This is a genomic window from Aeromonas sp. ASNIH5 (assembly GCF_002902865.1).
In the GTDB taxonomy this organism is placed as follows: domain Bacteria; phylum Pseudomonadota; class Gammaproteobacteria; order Enterobacterales; family Aeromonadaceae; genus Aeromonas; species Aeromonas caviae.
The window spans coordinates 2925001-2938913 of sequence record NZ_CP026122.1 but is presented as its reverse complement, the minus strand read 5'-3'; the positions used below and the strand labels follow the sequence as shown (position 1 = coordinate 2938913).

Below are 13913 nucleotides of genomic sequence, written 5' to 3'. Positions count from 1 at the left end.
CAGGAAAAACCGGGAAGGAGGGGACATCAACGAGGGAGGGGACCCGGCCACCACCAGGCTCCATACGAGGCAAATAAAATGCAATATATTGATAAATATATAAAAAATAAATGAAGCTATAATGGTGATTAACTTGAGAATGCCATTTTTATATTTATTTAACATATTGAAAACAAGATCAAGCTGTATGGTGTCGTTGCTTGATTTGTAGTTAATATGCTCGTCGGACAGGGCTGAATAACGGATCTATATATGGCGAAGGTATTGATAGTTGATGATCATCCAGCAATAAGAATGGCCGTGAACATGTTGTTGAAACAGGAAGAACATCATGTGTTAGGCGAGGTTGATAATGGTGTTGATGCTATCGCCATGGCCAGGAACACCCATCCAGATATTGTCATTCTTGATATTGGAATACCTCAGCTTGATGGCATCGAAGTGATAAAGAGAATCAAGATGCTGGATATTGGCGCCAAGATTCTGGTGCTGTCTGCACAGTCCACCCACCATATTATGGTGCGGTGCCTGCAAGCTGGTGCCGAGGGGTTCTTGTCCAAGCTGGATGATTTGTATTTGCTGAAGGATGCGATAGCAAAAATAGAGAAGCGGCAACTCTATTACCCCCGTGACGTCATCGCCGGCGCCAGGCATGCCCATACGGTCGATCGGGAAGATCTGCTGTCGACCCTCTCTTCCCGCGAGATGAGCGTGCTGCTGCAGATTTGTCAGGGTCATGCCAACAAGCAGATTGCCCAAAGCATGCTGTTGAGCGAGAAAACCGTCAGTACCTACAAGACCCGGTTGATGAAGAAACTCAACATCACCAACATCGTTGATCTGATCAGTCTGGCCAGACGGCAGAAACTGCTGTGAACAGGGCGAAATTGCTGTTGCTTCTGCTGGCGCTGGTCTGGGTGTGGCCGCTGGCGGCCCAGGAACCGGAAGAGCCCCTGCTGCAAGTCTATTCGCGGGATGGCGGGGAATACCTCGATGCCAGCCCCTTGCCGCTGCATGGGGAGGAGTGGCGCTGGTTGCAGGAGCGCGAGCGGCTGATCCTGGGAGTGCCCAGACCTGACAACCCGCCTATGGACATCACCCTGAGGGCGAATGCCTATGAAGGGGTGACGGCCGACATCGTCGGCATGTTGACCCATCTGCTGCACATCGAGATCCTGGTGAAGGGATATCCCTCCAGGGCGGCTGCCATTGAAGCGCTCCAGCGGGGGGAGATCGATCTGCTGAGCACCTCCAATTCCTATGAGCGGGAACAGCATCTTCTGCTGACTGACAAATATATTGCTGACGACCCAGCCATCTATAAAAACATTCAGGTCAAAGAGCGAGAAATAAGAACAATAGCCGTGCCGGAGTATTATTTGCCGTTCATGGACATCATGCGCTATCTGTCGGACTACAAAATTAAAATATACCCGTCCCGCTATAGTGCATTGTCCGCGGTGGCATATGGTCAGGTTGATGCCGTCATGGTGGACATGATCTCCGGCAATTTCATCGTCAACAAGTTCTATCAGAGCAGCATTCAATTATTGAAGCCGCTCTATATCGATACCGCCGGTTTTGCCTTTGCCCTCAATCCCAAGGAGCGGCGACTCAAGAGGATCATGGATATCGCGCTGGGGGAGATCCTCGAGGGCAAGCGGGCGGAAGTGGCCAAGCGCTGGAATGGGGGGGGCCTCTCCATCGGTGCCAGCAGGATCGACCTGAGCCGCGAGCAATGGGAATGGCTGAGCAAACGGGAGAAGATCCGGATTGCGGTGAACAGCGGCATCCCGCCCCTCAGTTTCTATGACGTCACCGGTACCATGCACGGCGTGGTCGCCGATCTGCTGCAGGTCATGCGAGCCAAGCTGGGGGTGGAGCTCGAGGTGGTGCCTGCCAAGACGCCGGAGCAGATGACCCAGTTGCTGGATAGCGGCCAGGTGGATGCGGGGGTGTTGAGCCCTTCTGCCGAGCGCAGGAACCGCTATCTGTTCAGCCGGGCCTTTGTCCTCGATCCCCTCTCCTATGTGGTGGGGCTGCGCCACCGGGAGGTCCCCCCTGCATCGCTGCTCAAGACCGGCACCGTGGCCATGGTCAGAGGCTTTATCTCGACCCAGGCCATCGAGGCGGAATACGGCAAGCTGACGTCGCGGCAGTTCGATACGATTGAAGATGCCATGCGCTGTGTGGCGATGGATGTGTGCGATGTGACCATACTGCCGCTGCGGGTGGCCAAGTACTACGTGAACAGCAAATTCCCCGACAGCCTGATCATTACGGGGGAGCTGTTCGATTCCATCCCCATCGGTGCCGCGTTGGCGGTCACCCCCGCGCATCCCGTACTGCGGGACATTCTGGACAAGGTGATTGCCATCATTCCGCCGGATGAGCTGGAAGGGCTCTCCAACCGCTGGCGGGTCAATGTCAAACAGGAGAGTGTCTCCTGGCAGGAGTTGATTCAGGAGTTCGGGGTCTTTATCGCATTGATCCTGCTGCTGACCCTCTGGGTTGGCCTGTGGGGGCTGTCCCTGCGCAAGCAGATCCGCGAGCGGCGACTGGTGGAGGGGGCGCTGAGCACCCAGCTCAAGTTCATCGCCGATCTGGTGGACGGGACACCTCACCCCATCTATGCGCGGGATCTGAACGGGATTCTGGTGCTGTGCAACAGCAGCTATGCCAGCTTCCTTGGCGAGCCCAAGGTCAGCCTGCTCGGCACGGGCCTGGACGACGCGCGAACTCGCTGGCCTTTTCTTGCTCCCCTGCACGGGGATCTGGTGCTTTCCTGTGACAGCCGCCGTGCCCAGGAGGGGGATCACCGTCTGGTCCTGCCGACGGGCGGGGTCGACGTCTATCACTGGGTTCAGCCTTACTACGATCTGAACGGCAATGTGCAGGGGGGCGTGGGAGGCTGGATCGACGTCAGCGAACGGGTACGCCTGCTCGATGAGCTGGCGGTGGCCAGCCAGGAGGCCCAGGAGGCAAACCGTGCCAAGAGCACCTTCCTCGCGACCATGAGCCACGAGATCCGTACCCCCATGAATGCCATCATCGGCTTGCTGGAACTGGCGCTCAAGCGGGGTCGGCTGCACGAGGAGGATCAGGCCTCCCTCGCCATTGCCCATGGCTCGGCCAGCGATCTGCTGAGCCTCATCGGCGACATCCTGGATATTTCCAAGATCGAGTCTGGCCGGTTCGAACTTGCCCCCGAACCCCATGACATCGTGACCCTGACAGCATCGGTCGTTACCGTCTTTACCGCGCTGGCGAGGCAGAAAAATCTGCGGCTGGATCTCGTCACGGGCAATCCTTCCTGGGTGCAGATCGATGGTCTTTGTTACAAGCAGATCGTCTCCAACCTGATCAGCAACGCCATCAAGTACACCGAGCGCGGGTCGGTCACGGTGACGCTGGCCTCCCGGGTCAGCGATGGCTGGTGTACCGTGCAGCTCACCATTCTGGATACCGGAATCGGCATCGATCAGGCCGAGCAGGCCAGGCTGTTCGAGCCCTTCAGCCAGGCCAGCCAACCCGAGAAAATCCAGCAGTCGGGTACTGGGCTGGGTCTGATGATCTCCCGCTCCCTGTGCGAGACGATGGGCGGCTCCCTGCAACTGGAGAGTGCGCCCGGGCAGGGGACCCGGGTCAGTATCGAGATCAAGCTGCCGGTGGCTGATGCCGTGGCGATGCCCGCCACGCCTGCACAGGAGCCGGCGGTGGAGCCGGTGCGGCGACTGAAGATCATGGTCGTGGACGATCATCCAGCCAACCGGTTGCTGGTCAGCCAGCAACTGGCTTATCTGGGCCATGACGCCACGGCCGTCGAGTCGGGAGAAGAGGCGCTGCGGCTGCTGATCGGAGCCAGGGTGGATGTCATCATGACCGACTTCAACATGCCCGGCATGAACGGCTTCGAGCTGGTTCGCCAATGCCGGGAGCTGGAGCGGCTGCACGGCTGGCGACGCACCGTGATCCTCGGGCTGACGGCCGATGCGCGGCAGGAGCAGATCAATGAAGGGCAGGCGGCAGGGATGGATGACTGTCTGTTCAAGCCCGTCGGGCTGGAGGCGCTCGATCACTGCCTGCGTCGGCACATGCAGCGGGAAGAGCAGAGTGACATTGTCGTCTGCATGGAGGAGATCCGGCGGTATCTGGGGCCGCTGACCGCACACCAGTCGACCCTGATGGTGCCTCTGCTGGCCGAGTTCGTGCGGGCCAGTGACGACGATATCGCGGGATTGCAACGGGCCGCGGAGGAGGGGCATGTCGGCCAGTTCATCGACCGCATACATCGCCTGAAAGGGGGCGCCAGGATCATGGGCACTCTGAAACTGGTGGCGACCTGCAGCGAAATAGAATCCTGGGAGCTCGATCAGGCCAGGCTGCCCGAGGCGCTGGCCCGTTTGCAGCAAGAGTACGAGGTCGTTCGGCTGGCGGCGACCCAACTGCAGGTGATGGAAGGGGAGGAATGAAGGCATGGGAACATGCCTTCGGCTCCTGTGGTCAGCCCAGCCAGTACACCATCAACTCATAGGCGGCGTCGCCCACCTGGTCCGGTCTGGCTGACGGGGCCTGATAGCTGAGGTAATAGCGGGTCGCCTGCGCCAGGGGGAGGGCGCGGCTTGCTTCGAGGGGTTGTCCGTTGAGCGCCAGCGTGATCCGGAGATCATCCTGCTGTGGCAGGGAGCCGTAGAGTGCGCGGGCTTGCAAACGATAGGTGGTGTTGAAATCCGGGTGGCTCAGGTCTGCTGCCAGGATCTGGACGGGAGCCTGTGCCGGATCCGAATTGATGGCCTGGAGGCCTGGGTGGGTAAGCGCTACTTCCATGTTGGTCTCTTTGCTGGCGGTGGCCTGCCAGTTCAGCTGGCTCACCTGCGTATTGGCGTGAACGGCGGCACTGCTGCAACCGATCATCACTGCCAGCACCATGCTTTTTTGAAACATAGTTATCTCCTTTGTCGGACTGGGCCCTCCTTGGCGAGGGCCTCCTCTTATCGGCGCTTTCCCCGAAAGCTGAACCGCTCTCCCCGGATTCGCCCATGAGTCGGCGGCAGATAAGGGGTATGATCCGCCCCCTGGCGCCATGCCATTGACGGAGGAGAGCCATGCTCGAAAATCAGATGATGTTGTTGGCGGTGTTTGAGCGGGCGGCGCTGATGCTGATGACGCTCTTTCTTCTCACCCGCACCCGGCCGTTTCAGCGATTGTTCCAGAAGCGTGACCACACCCCGGCCGAGCTGGTGCTGGTGGCGGCCATCTTCTGTCTGTTCGCGGTGTTCAGTACCTACACCGGCATTCCGGTGGAGGGGGCCCTCATCAATGTGCGGATCATCGCCATCATCTCGGGCGGCATCCTGTTCGGCCCCTGGGTCGGCATTCCGGCCGGGGTCATCTCGGGGCTGCACCGCTATCTCATCGACATGGATGGCCACACCTCCATTCCCTGTCTCATCGCCAGCATCATCGCCGGCCTGCTGGCCACCTGGCTGCACCTGCGCTGTCGCAAGTCGCGGCTCTGGCTCTATGGCATCCTGGCGGGGATGGCCTGCGAGGGGCTGACCATGCTGCTTATCTGGCAACTGACCGAGCCCCATGCGGTAGGTGTGGAGATAGTCAGTCATATTGCCTACCCGATGATCGCCGGTGCGCTCTGTATCGGGCTCATCATCAAGCTGGTGCAGGATCTGGATGACGAGAAGGAGCTGATTGCCGCCAAGCAGGCCAAGCTGGCGCTCGACATCGCCAACAAGACGTTGCCGTTTTTCCAGAACATCGATCGCCACTCCCTGAGCCAGGTGTGCGGCATCATTCGCAGCGAGATCAGCGCCGATGCGGTGGCCATCACCGATACCCGCGACGTGCTGGCCTATGTGGGGGTGGGCAAGGATTACTACGAGCTGGACGAGCACCACGCCATCAGCGACATGACCCACAGAGCGGTGCTGCTGGACCAGATCATCATCAACAACGATCTGCGCCAGTATCACCTCTCCGATTTCCACTCGGTCATCATTATTCCGCTGCGGGAAAACGGCGCCGTCAGCGGCACCCTCAAGATCTATTATCGCCGCACCCACAGCATCACCAGCTCCCTCAAGGAGATGGCGGTGGGTCTCTCCCAGCTCATCTCCACCCAGATGGAGGTGTCGCGTATCGAGCAGCTCAAGGAGATGACCCGCAAGGCGGAGTTCACCGCGCTGCAGAGCAAGATCAACCCCCACTTCCTGTTCAACGCCCTCAATGCCATCTCGTCGCTGATCCGCATCCGTCCCCAGCAGGCACGCCAGCTGATCGCGAACCTCGCTGACTACCTGCGCTACAACCTCAACAAGGGGGACACCCTCATCGACATCCAGGAGGAGCTGCAGCAGGTGCGCGACTACGTGGCCATCGAGCAGGCCCGCTTCGGCGACAAGCTGGAGGTGGTGTTCGAGGTGGACGACGTGCATATCCAGGTGCCGAGCCTGCTGTTGCAGCCGTTGGTGGAAAACGCCATCCTGCACGGCATCCAGCCCCGCAGTGCGCCGGGTCGGGTCACCATCGAGGTGAAGCAGCTGGCGGGCGGCATCCGGGTCGCGGTGCGCGACACTGGCTACGGCATCAGCCAGGCGGTGATCGACGGGGTCGCCGCCGGTCGGGTGGAGAGCCGCAGCATCGGTCTGATGAACGTGCATCAGCGGGTCAAGCTGCTCTATGGCGACGGCCTGCACCTCAAGCGGCTGGAGCCGGGGACCGAAGTCTGTTTCTATCTGCCTGATCAGGAGGCAATGCCATGCTGAAAGCCATCATAGTGGAAGACGAATGTTTGACACGGGAGGAGCTGGCCTCTCCTGTGCTCCTTATGGGGGCAATATCATGCTGAAAGCGATCATTGTGGAAGATGAGTATCTGGCCCGCGAGGAGCTGGCCTTTCTGGTGGGGCAGCACAGCAACATCGAGATAGTGGCGAGCTTCGAGGACGGGCTGGAGGCGTTCAAGTATCTGCAGGATCACGAGGTGGACGTGGTGTTTCTGGATATCCAGATCCCCGCCATCGACGGCCTGCTGCTGGCCAAGAACCTGCACAAGTCCAGCCATCCGCCCCACATCGTCTTCGTCACCGCCTACAAGGAGTTTGCGGTGGAGGCGTTCGAGCTGGAGGCATTCGACTACATCCTCAAGCCCTACAACGAGCCGCGTCTCATCAATCTGCTGCAGAAGCTCGAACTGGCGGGCAAGTCCCAGCCCCAGGGTGCGGAGTCCGGGTTGCCACAGAACCGCACCGTCAATCTGGTGAAGGGGGAGCGCATCATCGTCACCCCCTGCGAGCAGATCTACTACGCGGAAGCCGACGAGAAGCTGACCCATGTCTACACCCGTACCGATCGCTACGTGATGACCATGACCCTCAGCGAGTTCGTCAGTCGGTTGCCTGCCGAGGGGTTCTTTCGTTGCCACCGCTCCTACTGCGTCAACATCAACAAGATCCGCGAGATAGTGCCCTGGTTCAACAGCACCTATCTCATCCGGCTCCATGACCTGCCGTTCGAGGTGCCGGTCAGCCGCAGCAACATCAAGGCATTCCGTCAGCTGATGCGGCTCTGATTGTCATTCATTCCCGCCGATCTGCATTTCATGCCTTAATCGGTCGGCGGGAGTGGCGTCTTGCCTATAGTGGCCCCAGTTTCCTTAAGGCCATTCCTCGAGACGCATCATGACCATCGATCTGAATCGCACCCGCTACCTCACCCTGTTGGGGACCATCATCACCCAGTTCGCGCTGGGATCCGTGTACACCTGGAGCCTGTTCAACGCCCAGCTTTCCGACAAGCTGGACGAACCGGTCAGCCAGGTCGCCTTCGCTTTCGGCCTGCTCAGCCTCTCCCTGGCGGTGGCCTCCTCCCTGGCGGGCAAGCTGCAGGAGCGGTTCGGGGTGCGCAATGTCACCCTGGGCGCCGGCGTGCTGCTCGGCATCGGCTTCTTCCTCACCGCTCATGCCAGCAACCTGGCGATGCTCTACCTCTGCGCCGGCATCCTGGTCGGTTTTGCCGACGGTACCGGCTACCTGATGACCCTCTCCAACTGTGTGAAGTGGTTCCCGGAGCGCAAGGGGCTCATCTCCGCCTGCTCCATCGGTGCTTATGGCCTCGGCAGCCTGGGTTTCAAGTACATCAACCTGCTGCTGCTCTCCAGCAATGGCCTTGAGACCACCTTCCAGCTGTGGGGGCTGATCGCCATGTCCATGGTGCTGGTGGGTGGCATGCTGATGAAGGATGCGCCCCAGCAGGCCTCCGCCGTGCAGCAGAGCGAGAATCGCGACTTCACCCTGGCCGAGGCGATGCGCAAGCCGCAGTACTGGATGCTGGCGCTGATGTTCCTCACCGCCTGCATGAGCGGTCTCTACGTCATCGGCGTAGCCAAGGACATCGGCGAGAAGATGGTGGGCTTGCCGGCCGTGGTCGCCGCCAACGCCGTCGCCATCATCGCCATGGCCAACCTGGGCGGCCGGCTGGTGCTGGGCATCCTCTCCGACAAGATGTCCCGTATCCGGGTCATCACCATCGCCCAGTTGATTACCCTGGCGGGCATGGCGCTGCTGCTGTTCGTGCCGCTCAATGCCAACCTCTTCTTCGTGGCAGTGGCCTGTGTGGCGTTCAGCTTCGGCGGTACGATCACCGTCTACCCCTCGCTGGTGAGCGACTTCTTCGGCCTCAACAACCTGACCAAGAACTACGGCGTCATCTATCTGGGCTTTGGTCTGGGCAGCATCATCGGCTCCATCGTGGCCTCCCTGTTCGGCGGCTTCATGGCGACCTTCAACCTCATTCTGGTGTTGCTGGTGGTGGCCCTGGTGCTCTCCCTCACCATCCGCCTGCCGGCTCCCGTTGCGGCTGTCGACAGGGCCTGACCCCTCTCGCTTCTCAAGTCATAAAAAAAGACCCGGGCCTTGGCCCGGGTCTTTGCATGTCAAGGGGTGGACTCAGCGCGGAGGCAGACCCAGCAGGGCGCGCAGCTGGTGCGCGGTGGCCTCGACCGCCGCCCAGTCGCGGCCAGTGACGGTGACGTGGCCCATCTTGCGGCCGGGGCGGGCTTCGCCCTTGCCATAGAGGTGAAGGTGCACCCCGGGCAGGGCCAGGGCGCCGGCCCAGTCCGGCGTGCCGTCTTGCCACAGATCCCCGAGCAGGTTGAGCAGGATGGCGGGCTGAACCTCAGCCTGTGCCGGCAACGGCAGATCGCACAGGGCGCGCACCTGCAACTCGAACTGGCTGCAACCGGCGTTGTCGATGCTGGGATGACCCGAATTGTGGGGCCGGGGGGCCATCTCGTTGACCAGCAGTTCACCGCCGACCAGGAAGAACTCCACCGTCAGCACGCCCACATAGTCGAGGGCGGCGATGATGTGCTCGGCGATGCGCTGGGCTTCGCGCTCCAGGGCGGGCACATTGGCCGGGGAGCGGGTCTGATCCAGGATGCCGCCGCTGTGCCAGTTCTGCACCAGGGGCAGGGCACTGATGGCACCGCTCGGACTGCGGGCCAGGGTGAGGGCAAACTCCCCCTCCAGCGGCAGGCGTTTTTCCAGCACGCAAGGGACGCCGCTGGCGGCCAGGGCCGCTGGCAATTCGCCCGCATTGTGGATAGTCCACTGCCCCTTGCCATCGTAGCCCTCGCGGGCGGTCTTGAGGATGGCGGGGAAGAGGTCGCCGGGCAGAGCGGGCAGCGGCTCGCCGGGCAGCAGGGTCAGGTTCGGGGCGACCGGTACACCAGCGCGGGTCAGGAAGGCTTTCTCTTCCCGGCGATCCTGACAGACACGTACTGCGCTCGCGGCCGGGCGCACCGGCTGGTACTGCTCAAGCAGGGCCAGGGAGGCGGCGGGCACGTTTTCGAACTCGCAGGTGATGGCGTCGCAGCGGCTGGCCAGATCGCGCAGGGCATCGGTATCGTCATAGGCGGCAACGATCTGCTCGTCGGCGGCTGCACCGGCGATGCTGATGGGGTCCGGGTCCAGCACGATCACCTTGTAGCCGAGACGGTGGGCAGACATCACGAAGTAGCGGCCGAGCTGGCCGCCACCGAGCATACCCAAAGTGGCGGGGGGCAGTATCATGCCGGCTCCTCCAGGGTGAGCGCCAGCACCCGGTCGCGCTCCTTGGCGCGGAAGCCGTCGAGCTGCTGGTGATAACGGGGAGCGTCGCCATCCTGGGCGACAGACAGCAGGGACACGGCGAACAGACCGGCATTGGCGGCACCCGCCTCGCCGATGGCGAAGGTGGCGACCGGCACACCCTTGGGCATCTGCACGATGGAGAGCAGGGAATCCATCCCCTTGAGCTGGCGGGTGGGGATGGGCACGCCCAGCACCGGGATCGTGGTCTTGGCGGCCAGCATGCCCGGCAGGTGGGCTGCGCCGCCGGCGCCGGCGATGATGGCGCGCAGACCGCGATCGCGCGCACTGGCGGCATATTCAAACAGGAGATCCGGGGTGCGATGGGCGGATACGACGCGCGCTTCATAGGGCACGCCGTGCTCCTTGAGGATGCGGGCGGCGGCCTGCATCACGGGCCAGTCAGAGTCGGAGCCCATTACCAGGCCGATCATAGGGGGGGTCGTCATTACGGCTTCCTCGGATGTCAAACGTTTGCCGCATGTTACCAAAAAGCCGTGGGATCTGGCTCAACATTTCTTGTGTTTGACCCGCTCGAATGACGGTCAACGAGCCTCAAGGTACGAGAGGGGGCGAGGATCTGCGCCACTTGGCACCGACTTTGGGTAAAAACGACATTAGAAATCCAGATGGCTATACATCCAAGGCGGCTCTGCCTATAATCCCCCCGCTTTGGCGCATCATGCTTAAAAGGGAATCCGGTGAGAATCCGGAGCTGGCGCGCAGCGGTAAGGGGGAACGAAGCGACATCAGGGCACTGCCGTCAGGTGGGAAGCCGTCGCCGTAGGCCATCAGCCCCCAAGCCCGAAGACCTGCCAAAGTTCGTATTTCGGGCCGAGAGAAACCGGCCACGAAGTAGATGCTTACGCGAACTTAAGGATCTCTCATGTCCAAGACATTATTGGCGGCTGCCCTGTTGCCAACGGCGGCCTTTGCCCAACAACTGACCATCCCCGTCAATCCCACCATGGTGGTGACCGCTACCCGTGTCGCCCAGCCTGCCTCCAGTGTGCTGGCTCCCGTCAACGTGGTGGCCCGTGACGAGATCGATCGCCTGCAAGCCCAGACCGTGACCGACGTGGTCAAGACCCTGCCCGGCGTGGAAGTGGTCAGCAACGGCGGCCGCGGCCAGCTCAGCTCGCTGCGGGTACGTGGTGGCACCTCTTCCCAGACCCTGGTGCTGGTGGATGGGGTGCGCAGCGCCTCTCTGACCGCCGGGATGACCGAGCTCAACAACCTGCCCCTCAACCAGGTGGAGCGGATCGAATATATCCGCGGTGCGCGCGCCACCATTTATGGATCCGATGCCATCGGTGGGGTCATCAATATCATCACTCGCCCGGATCAGGGGACCAATCAACACAAGTTCAACTTGGGTGCGGGCTCCCACAAGCAGCGTCAGGCCGCCTTCAGCAGCGCCAGCCAGGTGGGTGATGCGGGTCAGATCAAGGTCGCTGGTGGTTTCGATGACGAGACCGGCTACAACGTGCATCCAATCGTCGGGGTGAACGATGGCGACAAGCATGGCCACCGGGGCTACAACGCCATGGTGGATTATCAGCAGGCGCTGGCCAGCAATTGGGATCTGTTCGGTACGACCCGTTGGTTCCGCAACATTGCCCAGTACGACAGATCCTCTGCCGCTTCCGCCTGGGGCCCGGCGTTTCATCAACGCAACGAGACCTGGACCGAGAACCAGAGCTACCAGCTCGGCTCCCGCTATCATGACGAGCGCTACCTGAGCGAACTGCGCGGCGCCTTCTCCAAACAGGATGCCTACGACTACCCGGATACCGGCGGCCGCGATCAGTCCGCTGATCGACTCTATACCCGTCAATACACCCTGAACTGGGTCAACAGCGTCAAACTGGACGAGAGCTGGACCCTGGGGGGCGGCGCCGACTGGCAGCGCGACATGCTGGACGATAGTTCCCGCTCCTCTGGCGTCGCCTTCCCGAGTGACGCCGATGAGCGTGACAACACCGGGCTCTATGCCCTGGCCCAGTTTGACAACCAGGTCTGGCAGGCCGAGCTGAGCGGTCGCAGCGATGACAACGAGCAGTTCGGACGTCACAACACCTGGCAAACCGGCGCTGGCTGGCGCTTCGTTGAGGATTATCGGCTCAGTGCCCGCTACGGCACCGGTTTCCGTGCCCCCTCCTTCAACGATCTCTACTACCCGGGGTCCGGCAATCCTGATCTGAAGCCGGAAGAGTCGAAAAGCCACGAGTTGATGCTGGACGGACAGACCGCTGGTGTGGAGTGGCGCTTGACCGGTTATCGCAACGACTTCGAGCAGATGATCCAGTGGGCACCGGACAGCCAGGGCATGTGGACGCCGCAAAACGTCGGCAAGGCGCGGATTGAAGGGGTTGAGCTGGAAGGGGAGTTCGAGACCGGCTGGCTGAGCCATCGCGTTTCCGCCGAATACAAGGATCCCAAGGACAAGGTCACCGACAAGCAGTTGCAGCTGATCTCCCGCAAGGGGGCCAAGTGGGTGAGCCAGGCGCAGTGGCAGCAGTTCGATGGCTCCCTGAGCTGGATCTACCAGGGTGAGCGTTATGGTGACGCGGCCAATGCCACCCAGCTGGGCGGTTACAGCGTGTGGAACCTGGCGGTGGGCTATCAGGTTGCACCGTCCTGGAAGGTCTCCGGCAAGATCAGCAACCTGCTGGACAAGGAGTACCAGACCTCGGTGGGTTACCCGGCTGACGAGCGTGCCTACTATGTGACGGTGGACTACGCACTCTGATCCCCTTGTCTGGATCTGAAAAATCAGGGGCCCTGCCATTGGCAGGGCCTTTTCTATTGGCGCCGGGCGGGAGTATGATCGCGGCCTCGCATTCAAGGGGGAGCTCAGGTGGCCAATATTCTCGTGTTCGACTCCGGTATGGGCGGTCTGACTGTCTATGGGGAGATCCGTCGCGCTCTGCCGGAGCACAACTATTTCTACAGTTTCGACAATGCCCACTTTCCCTATGGCGAGTTGAGTGAGGCGGCCCTCATCGAGGCTTGTACCGGACTGGTCAGCCACATGGTGGCCGAGCACGCCATCGATCTGGTGGTGATCGCCTGCAATACCGCCAGCACCATTGCCCTGCCATCCCTGCGTACCGCACTCAGCATTCCCGTGGTCGGCGTGGTCCCCGCGATCAAGCCTGCCGCCGCCCTGACCCGTAACGGCTACATCGGTCTGCTGGCAACGCCCGGCACCGTCAGCCGTGATTATACTCATGAACTCATCGCCCAGTTCGCCCCGGGCAAGCATGTGCTGCTGAAGGGGGCAACCGAACTGGTTATCGAAGCCGAGCGCAAGCTGGCGGGGTTGCCGGTCAATATGGCCCTGCTCAGAGAGGTGCTCGCAGACTGGATGGAAGGGGAGGAGAGGCCGGATACCCTGGTGCTGGGATGTACCCACTTCCCCTTGCTCAACGAAGAGATCAAACAGCTGATGCCGGAATGCCAACTGGTCGATTCGGGTCTTGCCGTGGCAAGGCGGGTGGCGCATCTGCTGGCGACACTGCCGGTCCAGGCGCCTGGCGAGGGGACGGGACGTGCCTACTGCACGCGACTGGATGCAGGGGCCCAGAAACTGACAGCCCCCTTGCAAGCTTGGGGGCTGTCGTCACTCGAAGAGGTGGTGTACTGAATATCAGGCGTCGACGTCGTTGACGTCCTTCTCATCCCGGTCCCGCTTGTCATTTGCTTCACGCACTTTCAGGGTGCGCTGCTGATACTCCTTGTCATTGAGCGCGGCGATGGCCTTGGCCGC

At 61.3% G+C, this 13913-nt stretch carries 11 protein-coding genes and 1 riboswitch (1 of these 12 running past the window's edge); of the genes, 7 read left to right on the top strand and 4 right to left on the bottom strand.

The genetic code is table 11. The features are described 5' to 3' along the window. Positions 1-252 precede the first annotated feature (252 nt). Together C2U30_RS13655 and C2U30_RS13650 are read left to right on the top strand one after the other, a co-directional pair. Entirely contained in the window at positions 253-876 is a 624-nt protein-coding gene (locus tag C2U30_RS13655; protein ID WP_045522690.1) for a response regulator transcription factor, read from the top strand. After that, a complete protein-coding gene (locus tag C2U30_RS13650) occupies positions 873-4472 on the top strand; it encodes an ATP-binding protein (RefSeq protein ID WP_233720932.1) in 3600 nt (1199 codons plus the stop codon). Before C2U30_RS13655 ends, C2U30_RS13650 begins: the two co-directional genes overlap by 4 nt. Positions 4473-4503: 31 nt before the next feature. On the opposite strand, the gene C2U30_RS13645 is transcribed toward C2U30_RS13650, so the two are convergent. Further along, positions 4504-4944: a hypothetical protein gene (locus tag C2U30_RS13645; protein ID WP_010672344.1), complete on the bottom strand. Its 441-nt coding sequence runs from the start codon at positions 4942-4944 to the stop codon at positions 4504-4506. 161 nt (positions 4945-5105) lie between these two features. Between C2U30_RS13645 and C2U30_RS13640 the strand changes: the two genes are divergently transcribed. The 3 genes from C2U30_RS13640 to C2U30_RS13630 all read left to right on the top strand — a co-directional run bounded on the left by C2U30_RS13640 (position 5106) and on the right by C2U30_RS13630 (position 8887). Further along, the gene (locus tag C2U30_RS13640) at positions 5106-6779 is read left to right on the top strand and encodes a sensor histidine kinase (RefSeq protein WP_039040684.1); all 1674 of its coding nucleotides are present in this window, start codon (positions 5106-5108) and stop codon (positions 6777-6779) included. Between the two features lie 76 nt (positions 6780-6855). Further along, positions 6856-7584, top strand: coding sequence for a LytR/AlgR family response regulator transcription factor (locus tag C2U30_RS13635; RefSeq protein WP_069651566.1), 729 nt, complete (start codon positions 6856-6858; stop codon positions 7582-7584). Between the two features lie 109 nt (positions 7585-7693). After that, positions 7694-8887 carry an L-lactate MFS transporter gene (locus C2U30_RS13630; RefSeq protein WP_069651565.1) on the top strand — a complete coding sequence of 398 codons (1194 nt, stop codon included), beginning with the start codon at positions 7694-7696 and terminating at the stop codon, positions 8885-8887. Between the two features lie 72 nt (positions 8888-8959). Here C2U30_RS13630 and C2U30_RS13625 read toward each other — a convergent pair whose 3' ends face one another. Further along, positions 8960-10084 (bottom strand): 5-(carboxyamino)imidazole ribonucleotide synthase, encoded by a 1125-nt coding sequence (locus C2U30_RS13625; RefSeq protein ID WP_103243933.1) that lies wholly within the window; start codon positions 10082-10084, stop codon positions 8960-8962. Next, positions 10081-10590, bottom strand: coding sequence for a 5-(carboxyamino)imidazole ribonucleotide mutase (gene purE, locus C2U30_RS13620; protein ID WP_029313402.1), 510 nt, complete (start codon positions 10588-10590; stop codon positions 10081-10083). The genes C2U30_RS13625 and purE overlap by 4 nt, the downstream gene beginning before the upstream one ends. A gap of 207 nt (positions 10591-10797) precedes the next feature. Continuing rightward, positions 10798-10975, top strand: a riboswitch (cobalamin riboswitch). 52 nt (positions 10976-11027) lie between these two features. On the opposite strand from purE, the gene C2U30_RS13615 reads away from it, so the two are divergent. Both C2U30_RS13615 and murI read left to right on the top strand, forming a co-directional pair. After that, positions 11028-12893 (top strand): TonB-dependent receptor domain-containing protein, encoded by a 1866-nt coding sequence (locus C2U30_RS13615; RefSeq protein ID WP_103243932.1) that lies wholly within the window; start codon positions 11028-11030, stop codon positions 12891-12893. A 108-nt stretch (positions 12894-13001) separates the two neighbouring features. After that, positions 13002-13790, top strand: a complete 789-nt coding sequence (gene murI / locus C2U30_RS13610) for a glutamate racemase (protein ID WP_010672351.1) — start codon at positions 13002-13004, stop codon at positions 13788-13790. 3 nt (positions 13791-13793) lie between these two features. On the opposite strand, the gene C2U30_RS13605 is transcribed toward murI, so the two are convergent. After that, on the bottom strand, positions 13794-13913 hold the 3' end of the coding sequence (locus tag C2U30_RS13605) for an RNA recognition motif domain-containing protein (protein WP_029313407.1). It continues 372 nt past the right edge of the window; 120 of the gene's 492 nt are visible here — the last part of the coding sequence; its start codon lies off the right edge, out of view; it ends in the stop codon at positions 13794-13796.